Source organism: Myxococcus qinghaiensis (assembly GCF_024198215.1).
Lineage (GTDB): Bacteria > Myxococcota > Myxococcia > Myxococcales > Myxococcaceae > Myxococcus > Myxococcus qinghaiensis.
Map to the genome: position 1 here is coordinate 108168 of NZ_JAKCFA010000021.1, position 22114 is coordinate 130281.

The following is a 22114-nucleotide window of genomic DNA, read 5'->3' on the forward strand; positions in this document are numbered from 1 at the left end:
GTCACGGGGATGAAAGGGGCCGGGCTCCGTCGTCAAACCAGCTTCACGGATGACTGACGTCCTGGCGGAGGCACTCGGTGGTCGAGCCACCCATGAAACATTTCAACAGTTGTATTCAAGTATCCGCGAAGCGCGCGGCAATACGAGACACAGTCTGTCGGCGGGGCTGCGGCGAGTGTCGGGGTTGTAGGACATGCTCCCTGCACAATCCCATTGTCCTGGAGATTCTCCAAAATTGGGCACGCACTAGAATCTCAGCATGTGGGACTTTCCAGGCGAGCAAGGGGGCGCGGGAATGACGGGGGCTTCCCAGGGGGAGTCGCTTCACTGTGCGCCATCCAGAGCACGACGTGCGGTGCTGGGGCCCTGCCGTGGTTGCCAGGAGGGGTACACGGTCAGTGATTCGAACGAGTGGCCCTTCCCATTGCGTGGAATTCTTGCTCCGCCACTCGCGAGCGGTGGGGGCCAGGCGCCTGGCCGCCCAGTCATCCACGGCCCAAGCGAGCCTGGAGTGCCGCGGTTCGTCTCGCGCATTGGGGCCAGCAGCAGACGGACCTGCGGCTTGCCGACGTCTGGGTGCAGGCACGACGGGCCTCACACCGTCTTCACCGCAAACTCCTTGGCCACCTCGATGAACAGGCGCAGGGGCCCCGAGCGTTGTGCCCTGCTCGGAAAGTAGAGGAAGAACCCGGGCACGGTGGGCGCGTACTCTTCCAATACGCGCACGAGCCGTCCGGTGCGCAGTTGCTCCTTCACCGCCGGCTCGACGACGTAAGCCAATCCCTGGCCCTGTTCCACCAGGGCCAGCGTCAGTGCGCGGTCGTTCGTGAGCACGCTGCCCCGCACCGGCACCCGCCAGTTCCTGCGCCCGCGCTCCAGCGCCCAGGCATAGAGCCCTCCACTCGAAGGCATGCGGATGGTGAAGCACTCGTGGCGCAGCAGGTCCTCGGGACGTTGGGGCGTGCCGTGTCGCGCGAGATACGAGGGCGCGCCCACCACGACGAAGCGGAAGGCATTCGTGAGGCGCACCTGCACCATGTCGCGCTCGAGGGCCTCGTGCAGGCGCACCCCTGCGTCGTAGCCCTCCGCGACGATGTCCACGAGCCGGTTCTCCGCGACGACCTCCACCTCCACCCGAGGGTGTCGCGCGTGGAAGGTCGGCAGCACCGGGGTGATGACGTAGGGCACCGCGACTTCCGGCACCGTCAGCTTCAACTGTCCCACCGCTTCACCCGGCTGCGCCGCCACCTCCGTGAGGCTCGCGAGCGCCTGGCTGAGGCCCGGCCCCGCGCCCTCCAGCAGTCTCCGTCCCGCGTCGGTGAGCGCCATGCTGCGGGTGGTGCGAGCGAAGAGCACCACTCGCAGCTGGGCCTCGAGCTGGCGCACGGACTGGCTCACCGCGGGCCGGAGAGACATTGAGCTCGCGAGCCGCCGCGCTGAAGCTCTTCAGGCGCGCCACCACGAGGAACACCTGAAGCTGTGGAAGGAGCGTCGTCTTCATGGGGAATGTCCGTGTGGGCCACCGAGGTCTCGCTCCGCGGACTCGCGCGCCCGAGCGTCGGTGCCCGTTCAAGCCCCCGTCTTAGCAGCCCACGGTTCTCAGACCTCAACAACGTGGAGCGCGCGGACCTCCTGCCGAGGTTCCTCGCCGACAAGAACCTGGACTGAGAGGCCTCACGGGCCCACCCCTTGCCGTCGCCAATGCCGTTCCAGAGGACGTCAGGGGCCCGGTCTGTTTTTGCAAAGGCTGGCAGACGCTTAGTGTGCTCCCATCCACGTCGTCAGGCCTTGTGCGGGCCGGGAGCCAGGAATGTCGCCGACGCTGAAGTGGGTGCTCGGAGCGCTGGTAGGACTTCCGTTGATGTGCTGCGGCTGCGGTGGCATGTGGTTCCGGGGCCAGTTTCCCCACGAGGAGGCACTCGCGAGAGTGGTGAACCATCGTCAGGTCGTCCAGGCACTGGGCGCGCCCGTGAGTGGCAGCTTCTTCTTCTCGGGGAAGACGCAGGCTCGCGACGATGCAGCGGTCGCCGAGATGGAGATTGCTTTGTCTGGAAGCAAACAAAACGGCGTGCTGCAGGTGAAGGCAGTTCAGACGAGCAAGGTCTGGGGATTCAGCCGCCTCCGGGTGATGGCGCAAGATGGCAAGGTGGTCGACGTCGTCGGAGGGTTCTGAGCGCTCTTCCGCTGTCGCGTCACCCCTTGCCGCCGTCCGTTCGACCCAGCGTCCTGGCAATCACCTCGCGCATGCTCGTCGGCGTGCGCCCGAGCAGCTTCTGCAGGGTGGGGTCGACGGCCGCGAACTCTCCATCGCGGCTCGCGCGGTAGAGGCCGAGCGAGATGGCGACCGCCGAGGCGGGCATGCCGGACGCCCCGAGCTTCGCGCGCAGCGCGTCCTCCGACACGGTGCTTCGACGGAGCGGACGTCCGAGGATGCTCGACGCGAGGCCGCACAGCGCTTCGAAGTCGAACGCCTCCGAGGCTGTGAGTGGCGGCGTCGGACCGTCGTACTTCCCTTCGTTCGCCAGGATGACGGCTGCTGCCTCCGCGAGGTCCGCGTGCGTGGTCCAGGAGACCTTGCCGTCCGCGGGCGCCTCGAAGACGCCGGTCTCCCAGCCCTTCGCCAGCAGGAGCATCGCACTCGACGCGTAGAAACCGTTGCGAAGCGCGGTCCACTTCAGGCCGGAGTCGCTCAGCAGCTGCTCCGTCTCCGCATGGTCGAGCATCGGGGGAAACGCGGACGAATGGCTCGCCGCCATGTGGCTGGTGTAGACGATGCGCCGCACACCCGCGGACCGCGCGGCGTCGATGGCGGAGCGATGCTGGGCGAGGGTGTCGCCGCCATACGCCCGCGCATTCGACGAGACGAGCAGGACCTGGGAGGCCCCCTCGAAGGCCTGCGCGAGGCTCGCCGGGTCCGCGAAGTCTCCGCCGCGCACCCGGATGCCGCGTGCCGCCAGCTCCTGGGCCTTGCGCACGTCGCGGACGCTGACGGCGACCTGGTCCACCGGCACACGGGTGACGAGGCTCTCCACGATGAGTCGGCCAAGCTGCCCCGTCGCTCCAGTCACCACCATCATCGGACGCTCCTCGCGTTGCCGGCGGAAACAAATTTCCGTTTCCATGGATAACATAGAGGCCGTTAGCGGCGATATCAACTCGGCATTATCGGTGCTTCGGGGCTGTGTGCTATCTCCCTCCCATGAAGGACCGCGAGAAGTTCGTCGCCGAAGACGCGGATGGCTCCGAGGTGCGGGCTCGCATCATCGAGGCCGCCGCCGAGCTCATCTCCTCCGGAGGGCCTGAGGCCGCGACCACGCGGGCCGTGGCCTCCGCCGCGGGAGTGCAGGCTCCGACGCTGTACCGGCTCTTCGGAGACAAGCGCGGCCTCCTGGCGGCCGTCATCGAGCACGTGATGAAGCGCTACGTGTCGGAGAAATCCAAGCGCAGGCCGCACCCGGACCCGCTCCAGGACTTTCGCGACGGCTGGGACATGCACGTCGCGTTCGGTCTCAGCCATCCCGGACTGTTCGCGCTCATGAGCAGCGACCCCCAGTTGTCGTCGCACTCGCCCGCCCAGGGCGACGGGGAGGCTGTCCTGCGGCGCCGCATCCGGAACATCGCGCTCGCGGGCAGGCTGCGCGTCAGTGAGGAGCGGGCAGTCGGCCTCGTGTCGGCGATGGGCACCGGGGCCGTGCTCACGCTCCTGTCTCAGCCCGAAGGCAAGCGCGACCTGGGGCTCGCCGACGCCGCGCGCGAGGCGGCCGTGGCCGCGATAACGAGCGAGGCAGCGACACCGGCGAACGCGGAGGTCCGCGCGGTGGCCACGGCCCTGCGTGCGTCCGTCGCCCGGCTCCGTGTGCTCTCGAAAGGCGAGAGCCTGCTGTTGAGCGAGCTGCTCGAGCGCATCGCTGACGCCGAGTGACGAAGGGCGCGGGGCTGCGGACGCTCCTGCTTCGTCAAGGCAAGGGCCTGGGATAGCTTTCGCGCATGCGCGACCTGCAATCGCACCGCTGGATGTGGGTCAAGGCCGTCCTCTTCGTCCTCATCGGCCTGGTGGCGTCGGCGCTCATCCTCATGGAATTGCCAGACTGGCGCACCCTGGTGCTGCTCCTCCTCGCCATCTGGGCTTCCTGCCGCGCCTACTACTTCGCCTTCTACGTCCTCGAAAAATTCATCGACCCCTCGTTCCGCTTCTCCGGCCTCACCTCGGTCCTCCGCTACCTCCTCAAGAAGAATCCCTGACCCGGGGTTCCTTGAATGTGATTGCGAACGGGTGGTGAGTCTCAGGCGGAGCGCTGCTCTTCCGGAGCGGCCTCGCCCACCTTGAGGTGTTTTCGCAGCCAGTGCGCCAGCGCGTCGGCCTGGTCCTGGCGGGTGAAGCTGGTGATGGCTGCCTGGCGCGCCTCGCCCTCGTCGGTGGAGAAATCGAGTGTGAGCTGGTAGCTGCCCACCTCCTTCTCCGAGGGCTTGCGAAGCTGGGGGTCGACGCGGAGTGACAGCACGTCGCGCCACCGCACATCGAGCCGGTGCTTCCGTTGGAGGTAGGGCGGCAGGGAGAGGCTTCGAGTCCGGGCGTTGAGGCGCAGGTCGTAGTACCCGGACTTCACTCGCGCGCGCGACCACCGCCAGGCGTACACCCCACAGGCGATGACGACGGCCCAGGCCCCCACGCCCACGGGCAGGGGTGCGTCGAGGCCCATGGTGCCCGCCGTGAGCAGGAAGCACACCACGGCGGAGCCAAACAGGACCAGGGACACCAAGATACCCGTCCACGGCCCTTCGAGCGTCACGCACTCGCTGCCGTCCTCCCAGGCGAAGGTGGACAAGAGCGGCGGCTCCGCCCTCCAGGAACTCACCACGCCGAAGCCCAGCCAGAGCGCTATCAGGTTGAAGGGTATCAGGAGCATGAACAGGAACAGCTCCGAGCTGTCCAGGCCCGGCTCCAGTATCGCCTCCGAGGGCTGACCGGGCTGGTAGTACACGGGAACGCGGGTCCCGACGGGGTAGCGCGCCAGCCGCTTCTCCGCGAACCCGCGGTCCCCCGACATCGACTGGGTGGATTGGACCTTGCTGCCCTCGTGGAGCTGCCCGTCGACGGAGTAGGCATAGGCCAGCTTCAGGCCGTAATGGGTGGACTTGTTCTTGCGCTCCTCCACCACCTCGCTCCGGGTGATGGTGCCCTGCACGGAGGGCCAGCTCGCCGTCTGTGCCTGGCGCACCAGGTTGGAGGCGGCGAAGTAGTCCGCCGCCACCGTCATGCCCACCCACGGCAACACGAACACGAGGAAGAAGAAGAACGAGCCCAGGCGAGAAAGCATGGCCTCAGTCTACAGCGATACGCCGGAACGCGGGGAAGGCCGTCGTCGCCTCACGACCACGTAACGCGGATGCAGTTTCAACCCGGCTGCTTCTCCAGGTACTCCCGCACGCGAGCGAAAGCGTCCGGCTGCGTATAGACGTCCCCTCGGCTGTTCAGGGCCGCGTCGCACACCACGCGAGCGACCTCCTCCGCAGTCTGGGGCGCGCCGCCGATGGCCGCGAGGACCTCGGCGGGGAGCTTCCCGCTGTCCATCATTCGCTGACCCAGCGCGTTCTGGCCGAAGTCGGTCGTGATTCGCCCGGGGTAGACGACCACCACGCGGAGGTGGGGGTGCGAGCCCGCCAGCTCGATGCGGAACGCCTCGGAGAGCGACATCATCGCCGCCTTGGCCGCGGCGTAGGCGGCGCGCGAAGGGAGCGGGGTGCGGCCCAGCAGCGACGACACGTTCACGATGGCGCCCGTGCCGCGCTCCTGGAGATGCGGCGTCACGACCTGCATGCCGTAGAGCACCGACTTCATGTTGTCGCGAATCATCGCGTCGACGTCGTCGTCGGTGATTTCGAGCAGGGGGCGGCCGATGCCTCGACCCACGTTGTTGATCCAGATGTCGACGCGGCCGAACTTCGAGATGGCCTCGTCGAAGATGCGCCGCACGTCGTCGCGCTTCGTCACGTCGGCGACGACGGCGTGGGCCAGGTCTCCACAGCGCCTGGCCACTTCTTCGAGGGGACCGGCGCGGCGCGCGGCCAGTACGACTGATGCGCCACGGCGGGCGAGTTCCTCGGCAACGGCGGCTCCGACACCTCCGCTCGCTCCAGTGACAACCACGACGCGGTCCGCGAAATCTCGATGGCTCATGCTGTCCCTTGTACCCGCCACCGCCGTCCTCGGATTGGAAGGACCGGACATCTTCACCCGTCTTCCCGCGCCCCGGCTTGAACGGCCGAGGGGGCCGCGCGAGAGTACGAGGGTGCCGCTCACGATGGACACTACCGCCTCGACGTTCTCTCTTTCACGCTTCGTCGAGGACGCTCGCGTTGTCGCGCCAGTCGCTGGCCGCGCCAGTCACTTCGCACGGCTGCCTGACGGGAGAACCACCCTGGTCATTCGAGTGCTCGAGGAGGGGCGGAGAGGGGATGTGTGCGTCGCGGGCCCGCGAACGCGGGCGCACTTCAAGAATGTCACCGGTGGCACGCGCGCGGTCATCCTTCAGTTCAAGCCCGGCTGGTCTGCTCCGCTCCTGGGCGTGGGAGCGAGCGCGCTGACGGACCGCATCGTCCCGCTGGAAGACCTCTGGGGCCGCTCGGGCAGAGAGCTCGGCCACGAGCTCCTCGCGGCGCGAAGTCTGCCGGAGGTGCTTGACCGGCTCTCCCATGCGGTGGCCCTTCGCACCCGTCAGGGCTTCGAACCGGCCTCGGCACGGCTCGCTCGCCGCGCGGTTCGCCTGCTCGAAGCAGACGAAGTTCGAGTGGAGAGCGTGGCGGCGCGGCTGGGCGTCACCGCGCGGCATCTTCGACGCGCCTTCACGGAGAGCATCGGCATCGGGCCCAAGGACTTCGCGCGGAGCGTTCGCCTGCGGCGCGCCGTGCGGATGGCGGAGACCTCGAAGGACTGGGGCCGCATCGCCGCGGAGGCGGGCTACTACGACCAGTCGCACCTCATCGCCGACTTCAGGGAGCTCATCGGGCTCACACCGGGACAGTTCGCGCGCTCCGTGCAGTGACACCCGTCCCACCCGCGGCCGGACCCTGATGGCCCGGCCGCGAGTCATGACTCAGGTCCGTCACGCACCCGGGCAGGTCGCGGGCTCCAGGTAGAAGCCCTCCCACGAGCCAGCGTCGGCGGGATTGCAGATGCCCCCGTTGCCGCCACTTCCGCTCTGGATGGGAGCGCCAAGGGTGTTCTCCTTCCAGTTGCGCGCGGTGCCCGTCGTCGCTTCGAAGCCATGGCGGTTGCGGCCGCCGTGGACCCCGCACTCGTGGCGGGTGAACGACTCCGCCGTGCCGAGCGTGGCGTTCAAGGTGAGCTGGTCGGTGACAACCGCCAGGTACGCGCCGCTCGCGCCCTTGAGCTTGTACTTCGTGCCGCTCGTGACGAGCTCGAACACCGCTCCACCCGCCTGGGTCGTGCTGATGGCGGCCACCTTGCCCGCGCCGTCGACGGTGAGCCACTTGTCGCTGCGCTCACTCTGGATGCGGAAGCAGCCCGCGGCGCTGGTCTCGATGCGGCACGTCGCATCGCAGCCATCACCCGGCTGGGTGTTGCCATCGTCGCACTGCTCGCCGCTCTCGACGGTGCCGTTGCCGCACACGGGGCTGGTGCCGCCGCCCGGGCAGGTCACCGGTTCGAGGTAGAAGCCCTCCCAGGCTCCCGCATCGGTCGGGCTGCAGGCGCCGCCGTTGCCGCCGTCACCGCTCTGGATGGGCCCGTCCGCCGTGGTCTCCTTCCAATGGGGCGCGCTCCCCGTCGAAGCCTGGAAGCCGACCCGCGTGCGCCCGCCATAACCGCAGGGAATCTGGGTGAAGGACTCCCCGCTGGCGAAGTTGGCGCTCATCGCGAGCTGGTTGGTCACCACCGTCAGGAACGCGTCGCCGGAGCCCTTGAGCTTGTAGCGGGTGCCGTTGGGAACGAGCTGGAAGACCTGTCCTCCGGCCTGCGTCGTGCTGCTGGCGACGACCTTGCCCGCGACGTCGACGGTGAGCCACTTGTCGCTGCGCTCGCTTTGAATCTGGTAGCAGCTCCCGCCCGAGGTCTCGACGAACGTGGCCGTGTAGGTGGCCGCGCTGGCGGGGGTGGTGAAGTCATGGTTTTGCGCGCCGCCGTCCGACCACGACGAGAACGACCAGAACTTCCCGTTCGCGTACTGCGGCGAGTCGACGCCCACCGAGCGCACGACGCCGACCACGCCCGTCGTGTCATGCGGCGCGGCGAAGGGCCGCCCGTCCATCAGCACCTGCAGCCCGCTCGGCACGCTCGTCACCCTGAGCGGCACGGTGACCGGGAAGACATCGCGATATGTCGTGTGGGTGAGGCCAATCGAGTCGCGCACCGTGAGCCGCACGCGATACCAGACGTTGGCCGAGCTCTCGCCGATGTTGGGGATGGGCCAGCTCCCGCTCGCGATGCCGGTGGTGTCAGTCATGGCGGGATGGGTGTGGGTGTCGTGATGGAAGGTGATGTTCCAGGTCAGCGCGCTCGCCGGCAGCGCGCCGTCCTCCAGGTCGCTGGCCGAGCCGGAGAAGAGCAGGGGGGTGGAGGCTGTGTAGGTCGCGCCCGCGGCCGGCGTCGCAATCGTGGCCACTGGCGGTCTGTTGGTCGTCACCGTCAGCACCGCCTCGGTGCTGGTGGCCGAGCCGAGCCCGTTGGTCACGACTGCCCGGAAGCGCGCGCCGCTGTCGGCGAGCTGCGCGGAGGTGAGCACGTAGCTCGTCGAGGTCGCCCCGGCGATGTCCACGCCGTTGCGCTGCCACCGGTAGGTGAGGGGCGGCTCACCGCTCGCCGACACCGTGAAGGTCGCCGGCGTGCCGACCGAGACCAGCGTGCTCGCCGGTTGCTGCGCGATGGTCGGCGGCAGTGAAGCCGTGTAGGCGATGCGACCCACCTGGCCCGAGCCGCGCGCCAGGTAGTAGAGCGCGCCGTCGGGCCCGACATCCAGGTCCACGGGGCCTGGGACAGTCGTCGCGAACAGCGACGTCGCACCGGTGTTCGGGTTGATGCGCGAAATCCAATCGTTGGTGTAGTCCGCGTAGAAGTACTGACCGACGTACGCGCTGGGAAACGCGGAGACCGGCGGGTTGTAGAAGGCTCCGCCCGCGATGCAGTTGCCATTGGCGTTGCCCGTGCCATGCGGGTACGCGAAGAAGGGCTGCGTGAGCCCCGGGCGGTTGGTGAAGTAGCCCTCGGTCATCGGCCAGCCATAGTTGGCGCCGGCCACGCCCCGGTTGATCTCCTCCCAGCCGCCTTCACCCACGTCGTTGATGAACATCATCCCGGTGCCGGGCTGGACGTCGAAGGTGAAGGGGTTTCGCAGTCCCATCGCCCAGGTCGCCTTCGCGAGTCCGGTGGCCGTTGCATAGAACGGGTTGTCGGTGGGAATGGTGCCGTCCGGGTTGAAGCGCAGCATCTTCCCGAGCGGAGTGGTCAGGCTCTGCGAGTTGGAGGAGACCGCGTTTTCGCCGACCGAGACGTAGAGCTTGCCGTCGAGTCCGAAGCGGACCGCGCCGCCGTTGTGGTTGGCGGCGTCGAGCGTGGGAAGGTCGGCAATCACCAGCTCGCTGCCGGGGACGACCACATTGCCGTTGGCGGTGAAGCGGCTGACCCGGTTGTGGATGCTGCCGGCGACCGACGTGTAATAGACATACAAATAGTGGTTGTTCTCGAAGTTGGGGTCGAACGCGACGCCCATCAACCCACGCTCGTTGCCGGTGTCCACAGCGAGCGTCATGAAGGGCGTGGGCAGGAGCTGGCCGTTCGCGACGATGCGCAGCGAGCCGCTCTTCTCCGAGACGAACAGGCGCCCGTCAGGCGCGAAGGTCATGGTGGTCGGCCCCTGGAGACCGCCCACGAAGACAGAGTCGGCGAAGTTGGCGTCTTGGATGACCGCGCCCGCGCGAGAGACCGCGAGCTCGGAGGGCTCCGGTGTCGCCTCCATCGAGCAGCCCACGACGAGGGAGAGGACCGCGCACACGACGATGCGCGGAATGGGACACCACGCTCGGACACTCGTTCTCATCTGTGATTGCATCGCGGCTTCTCCCGGTTGAACAGGCTCACGCGGCCCATGGACTGCGGTGAGCGCTGATGGTGCTTTCGGGGTTTACCTTGAAAGCCTGTTCACCGGGAGCAGAAGCGCGAGGTGAAGCCAGAGAGGCGCGGGTGCGCTTACTTTGACCTACCGCGCGCGTCGTGTGCTGCTGGATGCTTGAACCTGAGGCAGAAAAGAACGAGGCACGCTGGAGTGCATCTTCGAAGCGGCGCTCGGCTGGCCGCTCCTCCGGACGATGCGGCGGTCACAGCTCACAGGTTGGCGCACGGTACGTCAGGATGACCAGACCGGCATTGCCGCCCATGGGCCTGCTCGCGCCGGCCGCGGCAGGAAGAGTCGTGGCGCCCGACCAGGTGTTGGCACCGAGTCCCATCGTCTCTGGGGACCCGCCACCGTTGCCTCCCGCGGAGCCTCCTGACGACGCCCCCGAGCCTCCGCCCCCACCATAACCACCACCGCCGCCCGCCCCGGTTCCGGTGCCACCGTTGAGGCCCGTGCCTCCTCTGCTCATGGAGTTCTGCCCGCCAGCGCCCAAGGTGCCGGCGGTGGGATTGGCATTGTAGTTGTTCGTCCCCGCGGCCCCTCCCGTGTGGCTCCCTCCGTGACCCGCGCTACCCAGGCCACCACCCACTCCTCCCGCCGCGACGCTGATGAGCTGCCCTTCGCTGAGGATCGCGCTGCTCCCACCGCCACCGCCGCTGCCTCCTCCTCCTCCCATCTGCCCCCCTCCGCCGCCCCCGTAGTAGCCAGCCCCGCCGGCTCCGGCACTGCCGCTGTAATACTCACCCCCTCCGCCCCCTCCGCCGACGAACACCTCCAGAGTGCCGGCGCCCAACGTGAAGGTTCCCGACATCCTGGCGCCATCCGCGCTCGAGAAGTTGGGACCCGCCCCGCCTCCTGCTCCGCCCGCCATGGCGTAGGCAATGGAAAGCGGTGCGCCATAAGGATTGGCTTTCTTCAGGTAGGAGGTGACGGCCTTGACACAGAGTTGAGCCGTGAAGACGACCGTGAAGACGTGCGTTGTCTGCTGTCCTTCCGCATCCTGAATCACCAGGGTGATGGCAATGGCGCTGGCCGGAGCCGGAGCCGTCCAGACGACTTCACTCCGCGATGCGCTGTTGACGGGAGTGCCCAGGGTTCCCGTGCTCGCGCTCCACGCGAAGGTGAGGGCCGTGTTCTCGGGGTCATGTGCGTTGACACTCAGGCTCACCGTGTCCCCGGTCGAGACGACGTTGTGCGATTGGAAGGTCTGGTCGATGACCGGCGCCGCGTTGGGGATGGGGGGCAGCCCCACGCCGATGCCCAACCGTCCCGTCGTGCTCCCACCCCGCCCATCGCTGACCGTCACCCTCACCTGACACACTCCGCTCGTGGGGGCCGAGGCAGGGGCCGTCCAGGCCGGATTCGTCACGGTCAGGCTGCTGAAGCCGCCACCACAATCATCCTCCCAGGCATAGGTGAGCGAATCACCGTCTGGCTCCACCGCCGTCACGTCCAGGTTCACGACGCCGCCAGGGGCCACCTGGCCCAGCGGGCTGCCCGTCACCTGGGACACCGCCGGCCAGGCATTGAATGAGACCGAAGTGTTCGCCGTCCCCCGGGTGCTCACCACGGCGATCTTCAGGGAGATGCCCGTCTGCCCGCCCTGGCCATCCGTCACGCTCACGCTCAGCGAGTACGTGCCCTCGGCGGCGGGGGCGTTCCAGGTCGGGCTCGCCGTGGTTGCCTGGGTGAAGGTTCCTCCCGTCGCCGTCCAGGCGTAGGCAAGGGGGTGGCCGTCCGCGTCGGTCGCCGTGACAGTGAGCGCGACCGATTGGCCTGGTCTTGCATGGGAGGTCGAGGTGCTGAGCCCGGTGAGGCGGGGGACGTTGTTCAGATAAGGCGTTGGCGCGGTGCTCTGCTGGAGCACGAGCACCACCAAGGCTGTGTCACCCGCGGTGACGGTGATGTCGGTGGCCTGCCCTTCGTAGAGCAGCGTGTTTGAAGAATCGAAGGCCTGTGCCTGAAACGTACGATGGGTCCCCGTTGGGATGCTCCCGATGATGCCACGGAACGTGCCCCCGGTTTTCTGCAAGTCCTGCACGATGCTGGGGGAGATGTCGGAGGCGCTCACCGTCAGGGTGACCTTGGCCACCTCCGAGGCGGAGAGCGACTGAATCGAGACGCCGACGTCGGCCTCGCCCAGGGTGGATTGAGGACCACATGCAACCAGAAGCAGGAGGAGGCAGGGGATGATCTCCGGAAGAGGGAAGGACACAAGGCGCCTGCTTCGTGATGCGTGTGTTTGAGGCATGGTTCCTCACGGGGATTGTTCAGGAGTACGGGGCGCACCTGCCAACAGGGCAAACACCTGAAGCAGGCTCGCGAAGGGTGACGATTCGCCCCTCCCGGACCCTGTGCGGAAGACTGCCATGCCCTTCGTGCGGGTGTCACCGCCGAGGGGAGGGTTCAGGAGTGACCCGCCCTCGGCTTCCCGCTGTCTTGCCAGACGGGAATGCCAGCATTCAGTCCGCTTGCCTTTGAGGACACCGCTCTTCGTACATCGACTCAATCAACGCCGCGTGTTTCCGGACGACCGCGTGGCGTTTGACCTTCAGCGACGCCGTGAGTTCGCCACCCTCCACCGTGAACGGACCGGGTGCCACCCGGAACTCCTTGATGCGCTCGAAGGACGCCAGGTTCGAATTTGTCTCGGTGACCAGGGTCCGCAGGACGGTGTCGATTCGAGGGTGCGCGGGGTCCGCGGGAATGCCCTCGCGTCGAGCCACCCCGGCGAGTATCTCCGTGTCGAGCGCGAACAAGGCCGTACAGTAGTTTCGCGCATCGCCGATGACGACCGCCTCCTGGACGAGCGGGTGTCGCTTGAGCTGCGCCTCTATCTTCAGCGGCGCGACATACTTTCCGCCGCTCGTCTTGAGCAGCTCCTTCTTCCGCCCGGTAATCCGAACGAACCCCTCCGAATCAATGGAGCCCAGGTCTCCTGTCCGGAACCACCCGTCGTCATCGAAGGCTTCCGCCGTTGCCTCCGGGCGATTCAAATACCCCCGGGAGATGTTCGGCCCACGAGCCAGGAGCTCACCATCCGGCCCGACTTTGAGCTCACAGCGCTTGAAGGGACGTCCGACAGTGCCTGGACGCACGTTCCCCTTGCGATTGACGGTCAACCCAGGGCACGTCTCCGTCAGTCCGTAGGCGTCCAGGATGGTCAGGCCCAACGAGAGGAAGAACAGCTGGACATCTCCGCGAAGCGCCGCGGCGCCCGAGAGAAGAACGGAGGCGTTGTCCAGGCCCAGGCGCGCGCGCAGCTTCGCCAACACCAGGCGGTCCGCCAGTCCGCGCTGAGCCGTCAGCCACAGCGGCGGCGAATCGCCTGCGGCGACACGGGACGCGACCTGGCGACCCACGCCCAGGGCCCACTCCAGGACCCAGCGCCGCAACCCTTTCTCGCTCTCGATGGCGCTGGTGATTTTCGCCATCATCTTCTCGAAGACACGCGGCGCCGCCGGGAAGAAGCCGGGTCGCGAGGCGAGGAGGTCCGCCGCCAGCGTGGGCACCGACGACATCACCACGGGCGCGCCGAAGAAGGGACCCGCGAACTCCACCATCCGCCCGAAGGAGTGCGCAGCGGGGAGGAAGAGAAACAAGCCGTGCTTGAGCACGGTGTCATCCAACAGTCCCGCGTCGGCGACGTCTTCGAGCATCGCCAGCATGTTGTCGTGGGTTTGAATCACCGCCTTCGGTGCCCCAGTGGTCCCCGAGGTGTAGGTGAAGGTCGCGACGTGCTCGCGTCGAATCAGCGAGGCTCTTCGACGCAGCTCGTGCTCCAACGCTGCTCGTCGGGCACGCCCACGAGCCTCCAGGCTCTCCAGGCTCTCCCAATCGTCCGCGGGCGCGAGACCGGCCGGATGGATGACCACCACCTTCGCTCGGGCGGCGAGCTCGGACGGCGAATAGCGCCTCTCGAAGAACGTGAAGCCCTTTCGAAAGGCTCGCACCTTGTCGAGTTGGCTCCCGTCGTCCACGACGATGAGCTGTGCCTCGGTGTCCACGTGCATGTAGCCCACTTCTTCCGGCAGGAGGCTCGCGTAGACGGGGACCGTCTTGAGACCGACGCTCAGGGCCGCGAAGTCGACGAGACACGACTCCATGGAGGTGTTGCCGACGATGGTGATGCACGCGCCATCGTCCACCGGCCCGGCGCTCAACAACCCCGCGGCGATGGCTTCGATGCGCGGGGGGACTTCCGACCAGGGGATGTCGACATAGGTGTCGTCTCGTCGCACACGGAATGCGACGCGATGCGGCGACGCGCGCGCCCGGTCGAGAATCATCTGGGGGAGGGACGGGTGTTCATCGGCCATGAGGCCTCCTCGAATCCGACGAAGCGTCATCGGTACGGGCTGGGGCAGGGGAGCGGCGGGATTCAACGCGGCAGGCTAGGTGCGGCGTCAGGTCCTCGCTTGTATGATTCTGCAGATGCAGAGCCACTTGTTGCTGGGCGGAGGAAGGTCTCTCTACGTCGGCCGCTTCCCGGCGTTGCCCAAGCATCGGTTCGCCGCCAACGCCGTTCTCGTGGGGCTCGATGATGCGTTCGAGCTCGTCGATGGCGACGGCCGCGTCGAACACCACCACGCCGCCTTCGTGCGGGGCTGGCAGTGGCATGCGCTCGACTTTCAGGGCGGCCGGGCGGCCGTGCTGTTCCTGGAGCCCGGCGCGGGACTCAGCCGTCGGGTCGATGCAGGCGTGTTGCGCGCGGCAGTCGAAACAGCCCTTGCCGCGCGAAAGCCCGAGCCCTGGACCGAGCTCTTCCAGAACGCCCTGAACCTGGGACCTTGTCCGCTGACGGTCGACGCACGCATCGCTCGCGTCGCTTCGCTTCTGACGTCACCCGACGACGAACCCTCTGATGCGGTGATGCTTGCGCAGCGGGTGGGGGCCTCCACTTCTCTTGTCGAGCACCGATTCAAGGAACAGGTCGGCGTCCCGATGGGCGCATTTCGCGCCTGGCACCGGATGCAGGCGGCCACCGCGCTCGCGCTCAGCGGACGAAGCCTCACGGAGGTCGCGCACGCCACGGGCTTCTATGATTCGGCCCACTTCTCCCGACTGTTTCGGGGGATGTTCGGCTTGCCCCCCTCGAAGGTCTTCACCCAGGGCCTCACGGGCACCGTCTTCGACGCATCAGGCTCCGAGGCCCATCGCTGACTCGAGCGATGCGTCCGGCTACCGCCAGCGGAAGCCCTGGCGGTATGCTGGCGCGCTGTTTCACATACCGAAGGGGGCCCCATGCGATTGCGCTGCTTCTTCTTGCTTCTCGCGCCCGTGTGCGCTGCGTGGTTGGGATGCGCGGATGGAGAGAGGGATGTGTCACCAGCGTCAGGACTGGGCCCGCCGCTCACCTCGGGGCTGACCACGGACGGAGGCACGGTGCTCGTGACGGGCTCCTCGTACTTCCACACCGCGGGGGGAATCACCGCGGTGCCGAAGAACCTGTCGGCCAGCAGCGTGGAGATCCTCGTCCCCAACGGCTCGACATTCACACACATCACCGGCTCGGCTGCCCCGGACGGCGGCTTGCTGTTCACGGGCGTGCCCCCGGGCCAGTACTACCTCAGGGCCAACTCCACCTACACCGTCACGGACGCGCGCGTGGTGGAGGTCGACTCGCATGACGTGGGCCGGGCGGACACCGTCTTCACTCCCGAGTTCATCCTGCCCCTCGACATCAACGTGACGAACCTCGCCCCGTGGATGCCAAACCAGCAAGCCACGGAGCCCGGCTCGAGCCTGCAGCTCTCCTCCGGGCAGGTGGACCTCAGCACCTTCCTGACCCTCTACGACGCCGTGCCCGCCGGGCAGACGAGCCTCGTCACGAACCAGGCCGACGTGTGGAACGCCACCGGTGGGACGCCCGTCTTCGAGGCGGCCAAGGGGGACCGGATGTACGTGAACCAGCTCAGCCAGCTCGACGCGGGCACCCTGCCGGGTGGCGGCGCGCTGGGGTACAGCACCGTGGTGCGCAGCGTGGAGATGCCTGCCTTCGACTACACGCCGGACGGCACGACGCCGCTGTCCGTCACCGGCGCGCTGCAGCCGGTGTCCCAGACGGCGTTCACCCTGGACTGGCGCCTGTCCGCGTATGCCGGCCTTGCCTCGGCGGTCCACCCCGCGGCCACGCGGTCCACGCCCTCGTTCTACGTCTTCCCCTCCGCGTTTGGTCTCAGCCATGGCTGGCTGGGCAACGTGGGAGAGGTGCTCTCCCTCACGCTTCCCTCGGGCAGCGCGTTCGACCTCACGCGCCCGCTCACGTACGGCAACCCATACCCTTCCAGTTGGGGGATGGTGGGTTATGCCCAGTATCAGTTCCGGGTCTCCGCGCTGATACCCGATGGTTCTGGGCTCAGGTCTGGACTGTACGGGGTGATGCTCACGCATGAGCGACTGGAGGACCTGGTCGCCGGGCCCGTGCAGCCGCGCGTCTCTCCACCCCGGGCACTGACCCTGGACGGAGTGGATGCCACCAGCTCTCTGCAGGTGGGCTCGCTCACCCCCGTCGTCGCCTGGCAGGCGCCGACCCTGGGAACCCCTTCCGCCTATCGGGTTTATGTCTTCCGTCGGAACGGCATCTCGCTGAGCCCCATGGGCTACGTCTATGTCCCGGGTTCGCTCACCCAGGTTCGGCTGCCCCCGGGGCTGCTGTTGGCGGGGTCCATCCACTATCTACGGGTGACGGCCATCGATGCTCCTCACTTCGACCTCAGTCGCGTGGGCGCCACCCTGTATTCCCTGCCCAGACGGCAGGCGGATGCCCTGAGCGCCTTCTTCACCACGCCCTGAGACGTCTCGGCGATAGGGGAGCGGCCCGGGCTGACACAGCCGGGCCGCCCCGTGACTCGGCTCCGAGAGACGCGTCAGGCCGCCTGGCTCGCCCGCGCATAGCGGCCCGGAGACTGGCCCACGTGTCGGCTGAACGCGGTGCTGAAGGTGCTCGACGAGCTGTACCCGACGCGCTCGGCGACCTCGGAGACGGCGAGCTCCCCGCGGCGAAGCAGCCCCCTCGCGACGGCCATCCGCCAGTCCAGCAGGTACTCCATGGGAGGCAGCCCCACGGTGCGCGTGAAGCGGTCGAAGAATGCCGAGCGCGAAAGCGCCGCGCTCTTCGCGAGCTGAGCCACCGTCCACGGCCGCGTGAGGTGTCCGTGCATCTGCCGTATCGCGGGGGCGAGCCGCGCATCGGCCAGGCCTCGCAGGAGCCCCGGAGGCGCGTCGTCGCTGGAGGTCGACCGCAGCGCCTCGATGAGCAGCAGCTCCACGAGCCGCGTGAGCACGAGGTCTCGGCCCGAGCGCTGCTCGCTCGTCTCGTCGCCGACGAGCCGGACCAGCACCGAGAGTCGCTCCACGCCGCGCACGTGCACCAGGGCCGGGAGCAACGACACCATCAGGTCCGCGTCAGGCGAGTCGAAGACGAAATAGCCACCGAGCAGGCGCACGTCAGGAGGACCGCCACGCGTGCCGTGCCGCACCTCGCCCTTCGGAGAGGGCGTCACCTTGGGGTCGATGCGCTGGGGTGCCACCGGCTCGAAGCCAGACATGGTGAAGCCCGGCGTCGCCGGCATGAGGACGAAGTCGCCCGCCGCGAGCGTGAGGGCGGGCTGGCCGTCGACAGCGAGTCGGCAGCGCCCTTCGAGCACGGCGCAGAAGCTCGGCTGGCCAAAGTCCGAGTAGCGCACCCCCCAGCGCCCCGCTCCGCTGATGCCCTTCGAGAAGACGGCTCGTGGCTGGAGCAGCGCGATGACTTCCGAGAGAGGGTCGGTCATGGCTGGACTCTAGCAAAAGAAATGTGGACCCCACGTGGTGGAGAGTCCTGTCGGTGGCACGTACCTTGAGACCATCGACGCCGCGCGAATCGCGGCCCACCAAGGAGTCGACATGAAGACGGTGCTCATCACGGGGTGTTCCTCTGGCTATGGACTCGAGACCGCGCGCTACTTCCACGAGAAGGGCTGGAGCGTGGTCGCGACGATGCGAACGCCGCGCGAGGACGTCCTCCCCCGTTCGGACCGGCTGCGCGTAGTGCCGCTCGACGTGACGAAGCCCGAGAGCATCGCCGCGGCGCTGGAGGCGAGCGGCCCCATCGACGTGCTCGTCAACAACGCGGGCCTCGGGCTGATGGGGGCGTTCGAGGCCACGCCGATGGCCACGGTGCGTGACGTATTCGAGACGAACGTCTTCGGGGTGATGGCGATGACGCAGGCGGTGCTGCCCCAGTTTCGAGCCCGCGGGTCGGGCGTGGTCGTGAACGTGACGTCCAGCGCGACGCTGGCGCCGATGCCGCTGGTGGCCGTGTACACCGCGAGCAAGGTGGCCATCGAGGGGTTCACGGCGTCGCTCGCGTTCGAACTGGAGGCCTTCAACCTGCGGGTGAAGCTCGTGGAGCCGGGCTATTGCCCGAACACCCGCTTCACGAGCAACGGCGGCGCTCGCATGGAAGGGCTGTTCCCCGAGCCGTATGCGCCTTTCGCGCAGCGCATCTTCGCCGCCTTCGGGCAGCCGGCCGCGGTGACGCGCGAGTCCGACGTGGCAGAGGGCGTCTGGCTCGCCGCGAACGACACGTCAGGGACGCTCCGCTTCCCAGCGGGGCCCGACGCGGTCGCGCTCGCTCGGTCGGCGTGAGCGAGCGCAACGCAGGTGTGTCAGCTCGCGCGGGCGGGGGCTACTCGAACACCCGGGGCCGCTTGGGCCAGTAGACGTGGAACGTCGCCCCGGTGCCCGGCGTGGACTCCAAAGCCACGCGCCCGCCTCGCGTCTCGACGATCTTCTTGACCACCGAGAGGCCAATCCCCGTTCCCTCGACCTTGTCGCGCGCTTCCAGCGTCTGGAAGATGCCCCAGATGCGCTCGTGGAACTGGGGGTCGATTCCAGGGCCGTTGTCCTTCACCGTGAAGTCGTGGAAGGCCCCCGCGTCGGCGCAGGCGACCTCGACGCGCGCGTCCGTCCTTCCCGCGTGCTTGAGGGCGTTGCTCATCAGGTTCAGGAACACCTGCTGGAGCGGCACCCGCTCCGCCTGGAGCGTGGGCATCCCCGTGCCGATGATGATGGTCGCTTCGGCGGGGGGCGCGAGGAGGTCGCGGCTCTCCATCAGCAGCACCCTCACGTCCACCGTCTCCAGCTTCTCGCGAATCCGGCTGACGCGCGAATAGCTCAGGATGCCGTTGATGAGCGCCTCCATCCGGTGGACGCGTCCTCGCAGGAGGCGCATCTGCCCCCGCGTCTCCTCGGTCATCGTGTCCGCGAGCCCCTCTTCTATCCACTCGGACAGGCTCGAGATGCCCCGCAGGGGGGCCTTCAGGTCGTGCGACGCGACGTAGGCGAACTGGTCCAGGTCCTGGTTGGTGACCTCCAGCTCCTGGCTGAGCCGCTCCGCGCGCTGGCGGGCACGGACCTGGTCGGTCACCTCGAAGGCGACCACCGCGATGCCCTCGACCGTTCCAGAAGAGTCATAGATGGGCTGGTAGATGAAGTTGAAGAAGCAGTCCTGGATGACGCCCTGGCGCAGGAGCGGGACCTGCAACTCGTTCCCGAAGAACGGCTCTCCGGTGAGGTACACCCGGTCGAGCAACGGCACGACCTGCTCGCGCAGCTCGGGCATCGCCTCCCGCAAGGGCTTGTCCGCGATGTCGCGATCTCCGATGAGCTGGACGTACCGCGGATTCGCGAACTCGAAGACATGGTCGCGCCCACGCATGACGCAGATGCCCGCGGGGGCCTGCATGAACAGCGACTCCAGGCGCGACCGCTGCCGCTCGGCCTCCGCGAGCGCGGCCTGCTCCCGGGCGAGGAGCAGCGTGCGCTCGTCCTCGACACGCTTGCGCTCGATGCCGACCGAGATGGAGTTGGCCACGGAGGCCAGGGCGACCATCGTCTCCGGGGCGAGCGCCTTCTTCGAGAACAGCGCCAGCACGCCCGTCAGTTTGCCGTCGACGATGAGCGGGTGCCCGGCGAAGGACTGCATCCCCTCCCGGGCCGCCCAGGCAGGGTCGCCCAGGCGCGGGTCGTTCAGCACGTCATTCGTGAGGTGCGGCTCGCGCGTCTGGGCAATCTCCTGGACGCCGACCGGCACCTGGCCAGGTGCGCCCTCCAAAGGGGTATCAAGCCCGACACTCGCCTGGAGCTCGAGCGTGGCCCGCCCCGGGTCGAGCACCCAGATGCGGGCGGAGGCCGCGTCCACGTGTGTCACGAGCGCTTCACAGCAACGCCGGAGCTGCTCGTGCAGCGAGGCCAGGCTTGTCAGCGCCGCGCCGATGTCCGCTCCGAGCTGCGCATGTCGCGTGTTCGCACGGGCCTCTTCGTAGACCCGCGCGCTCGAGAGGGTGGTCGCGATGTGACCGGCCGCGAGGTCGAAGAAGTCCCGGTAGGCGTCATCCAGCAGGCGGCGCGGGCTGACGCCCATCACGACGAAGCCCTGGAGCGAGTTCTCTCCTGAGCGGAACAGCGGGTGCACCATGGCCTCCCGGGCCGGCTCCGGCCACCCACCCCCGGGCCAGGGGCCGAGCGGCTCGGCCCAGGCCACACGCACGGGGCGCTGCGTGCGGACGACCTCGGCGAAGGGCCAGATGCTGTCTTCCCCCTCCCCAAGTCCGATTCGCGCGGGGCTCGCCGGTCCACCCGCCGCGAGGCCCAGGGTGGTCGCGAGGTGTGCCTCCGTTTCGTCGGGCGAGAGCAGGTACATCAGCGCGAAGGCCACGTCCTGCGGCCCCGTGGAGAGCGTCCGCATCGACTGCGCGCAGGACTCCTCCACGGTGGCGGTAGGCGCCGCGGCCGTCTGAGCCCCCAGGGCGCGCAGGAGCCGGAGGCGCCGCTCGCTCAACAGCCGCGACGTCGTCTCGGCGCAGGCACAGAAGATGCCCCCGACACTCCCGTCCTCATTCCAGAGGGGCGCGTAGGAGAACGTGAAGTAGGTCTCTTCCAGGTACCCGTTGCGCGTCATCATCAACGGGAAGTCTTCCGACCAGGTCGCCTTTCCGGTGGCGCGCACCCCGTCGAGCATCGGGCCGATGACGTCCCAGATCTCCCCCCAGCACTCGCGCCCGGGGCGGCCCAGGAACTGCGGGTGCTTGTGCACGCCCAGGATGGGGCGATAGGCGTCGTTGTAGAGCCGCGCGTACTCGGGCCCCCACCAGATTTCGATGGGATGGCGCGAGGCCAGGCAGATGCTGACCGCCGTGCGCAGGCTCTGCGGCCACTGTTCCACGGGGCCCACCGGGCAGCTCGCCCAGTCGAACTCCCGCATCCGGCGGGCCATCTCTCCATCCCCCGCGAGGAAGGGGGCGTCGAGGGAGAGCGCTACCGTGGCGCGGTGGTGGCTCAAGGCATCTCCACCAGGGTCCAGTACTTGTTGAGCGTGGCCATCACCTCCACGAAGCTGATGAACGTCACCGGCTTGAGCAGGTAGCCCGCGACATTGAGGTTGTAGGCGTCAATCTTGTCGCGCTCGTTGGCCGACGTGGTCAGCACCACCACCGACGTCGCACGCAGCTCCGGGTCCGCGCGCAGGGCCCGCAGGAACTCGATGCCGTTCATCTTCGGCAGGTTGAGGTCGAGCAGCACCAGCCGGCGCCCGTCGGGAACCGTCCCGTTGCGCAGCGCCTCCAGCCCCTCGAGCCCGTTGGACGCCACGTAGAGCGGGTTGGCGATGTGGTTCTTCTGGAAGGCCCTGCGGACGTTCATCACGTCCACCTCATCATCTTCAATAAGGAGGATGTTCAAGGTCTTGTCGTTCTTGTCGCCGACCATGGGTGAGTTCATCCAGTCCTGTTGAGCTTGCGGGGGGCGCGCCTCGCGGAGGGATCACGAAGGCCGCTCTTCTATCGTCCGCCGTTTCGCCCCTGGCAATGTCTTGAAACGTCTGTTCCCTTCCTGACAGGTGGAGCGGGTGCCTGCTCGGCTGCCGGTTGACCAGGGGCGGCGAGCGCCTCCGGGGGGCCGTACTCCGAGGGGGCTCTCGAGCCATTGTTCACGACTCAACCAGT

16 protein-coding genes and 1 pseudogene are annotated in these 22114 nt (G+C 67.9%); 7 read left to right on the forward strand and 10 right to left on the reverse strand.

The features are described from left to right. Window positions 1–594: 594 nt before the first annotated feature. Window positions 595–1501, reverse strand: a pseudogene (locus LZ199_RS33225) (LysR family transcriptional regulator). 309 nt (window positions 1502–1810) lie between these two features. On the opposite strand from LZ199_RS33225, the gene LZ199_RS33230 reads away from it, so the two are divergent. Continuing rightward, window positions 1811–2173: a cytochrome c oxidase assembly factor Coa1 family protein gene (locus LZ199_RS33230; protein ID WP_253997770.1), complete on the forward strand. Its 363-nt coding sequence runs from the start codon at window positions 1811–1813 to the stop codon at window positions 2171–2173. Window positions 2174–2192: 19 nt separating this feature from the next. Here LZ199_RS33230 and LZ199_RS33235 read toward each other — a convergent pair whose 3' ends face one another. Continuing rightward, window positions 2193–3077: an SDR family oxidoreductase gene (locus LZ199_RS33235; protein ID WP_253997771.1), complete on the reverse strand. Its 885-nt coding sequence runs from the start codon at window positions 3075–3077 to the stop codon at window positions 2193–2195. 122 nt (window positions 3078–3199) lie between these two features. Here LZ199_RS33235 and LZ199_RS33240 point away from each other — a divergent pair, with 122 nt between their 5' ends. Next, window positions 3200–3922: a TetR/AcrR family transcriptional regulator gene (locus LZ199_RS33240; protein WP_253997772.1), complete on the forward strand. Its 723-nt coding sequence runs from the start codon at window positions 3200–3202 to the stop codon at window positions 3920–3922. A gap of 65 nt (window positions 3923–3987) precedes the next feature. After that, the gene (locus tag LZ199_RS33245; protein ID WP_253997773.1) at window positions 3988–4242 is read left to right on the forward strand and encodes a hypothetical protein; all 255 of its coding nucleotides are present in this window, start codon (window positions 3988–3990) and stop codon (window positions 4240–4242) included. A gap of 41 nt (window positions 4243–4283) precedes the next feature. Here LZ199_RS33245 and LZ199_RS33250 read toward each other — a convergent pair whose 3' ends face one another. Both LZ199_RS33250 and LZ199_RS33255 read right to left on the reverse strand, forming a co-directional pair. Next, entirely contained in the window at window positions 4284–5318 is a 1035-nt protein-coding gene (locus LZ199_RS33250) for a DUF3592 domain-containing protein (RefSeq protein WP_253997774.1), read from the reverse strand. Between the two features lie 77 nt (window positions 5319–5395). Then, the gene (locus LZ199_RS33255; protein WP_253997775.1) at window positions 5396–6178 is read right to left on the reverse strand and encodes an SDR family oxidoreductase; all 783 of its coding nucleotides are present in this window, start codon (window positions 6176–6178) and stop codon (window positions 5396–5398) included. A 124-nt stretch (window positions 6179–6302) separates the two neighbouring features. Between LZ199_RS33255 and LZ199_RS46805 the strand changes: the two genes are divergently transcribed. Then, a complete protein-coding gene (locus LZ199_RS46805) occupies window positions 6303–7043 on the forward strand; it encodes a helix-turn-helix domain-containing protein (RefSeq protein ID WP_323390048.1) in 741 nt (246 codons plus the stop codon). Window positions 7044–7103: 60 nt separating this feature from the next. On the opposite strand, the gene LZ199_RS33265 is transcribed toward LZ199_RS46805, so the two are convergent. From LZ199_RS33265 to LZ199_RS33275, 3 genes are all read right to left on the reverse strand, one after another. Beyond that, complete coding sequence (locus LZ199_RS33265; protein ID WP_253997777.1) at window positions 7104–10052, reverse strand: PQQ-dependent sugar dehydrogenase; 2949 nt, start codon at window positions 10050–10052, stop codon at window positions 7104–7106. 277 nt (window positions 10053–10329) lie between these two features. After that, complete coding sequence (locus LZ199_RS33270) at window positions 10330–12342, reverse strand: Ig-like domain-containing protein (RefSeq protein ID WP_253997865.1); 2013 nt, start codon at window positions 12340–12342, stop codon at window positions 10330–10332. A gap of 247 nt (window positions 12343–12589) precedes the next feature. Then, window positions 12590–14446, reverse strand: a complete 1857-nt coding sequence (locus tag LZ199_RS33275) for an AMP-dependent synthetase/ligase (protein WP_253997778.1) — start codon at window positions 14444–14446, stop codon at window positions 12590–12592. A gap of 103 nt (window positions 14447–14549) precedes the next feature. Between LZ199_RS33275 and LZ199_RS33280 the strand changes: the two genes are divergently transcribed. Further along, window positions 14550–15290: an AraC family transcriptional regulator gene (locus LZ199_RS33280; protein WP_253997779.1), complete on the forward strand. Its 741-nt coding sequence runs from the start codon at window positions 14550–14552 to the stop codon at window positions 15288–15290. 159 nt (window positions 15291–15449) lie between these two features. Further along, complete coding sequence (locus LZ199_RS33285; protein ID WP_253997780.1) at window positions 15450–16922, forward strand: hypothetical protein; 1473 nt, start codon at window positions 15450–15452, stop codon at window positions 16920–16922. Window positions 16923–16996: 74 nt separating this feature from the next. Here LZ199_RS33285 and LZ199_RS33290 read toward each other — a convergent pair whose 3' ends face one another. Beyond that, window positions 16997–17902, reverse strand: a complete 906-nt coding sequence (locus LZ199_RS33290) for an AraC family transcriptional regulator (RefSeq protein ID WP_253997781.1) — start codon at window positions 17900–17902, stop codon at window positions 16997–16999. A 112-nt stretch (window positions 17903–18014) separates the two neighbouring features. Between LZ199_RS33290 and LZ199_RS33295 the strand changes: the two genes are divergently transcribed. Further along, complete coding sequence (locus tag LZ199_RS33295; protein WP_253997782.1) at window positions 18015–18758, forward strand: SDR family oxidoreductase; 744 nt, start codon at window positions 18015–18017, stop codon at window positions 18756–18758. 40 nt (window positions 18759–18798) lie between these two features. Here LZ199_RS33295 and LZ199_RS33300 read toward each other — a convergent pair whose 3' ends face one another. Continuing rightward, complete coding sequence (locus LZ199_RS33300; protein WP_253997783.1) at window positions 18799–21453, reverse strand: GAF domain-containing protein; 2655 nt, start codon at window positions 21451–21453, stop codon at window positions 18799–18801. Beyond that, complete coding sequence (locus tag LZ199_RS33305) at window positions 21450–21890, reverse strand: response regulator (RefSeq protein WP_253997784.1); 441 nt, start codon at window positions 21888–21890, stop codon at window positions 21450–21452. Before LZ199_RS33305 ends, LZ199_RS33300 begins: the two co-directional genes overlap by 4 nt. Window positions 21891–22114 lie beyond the last annotated feature (224 nt).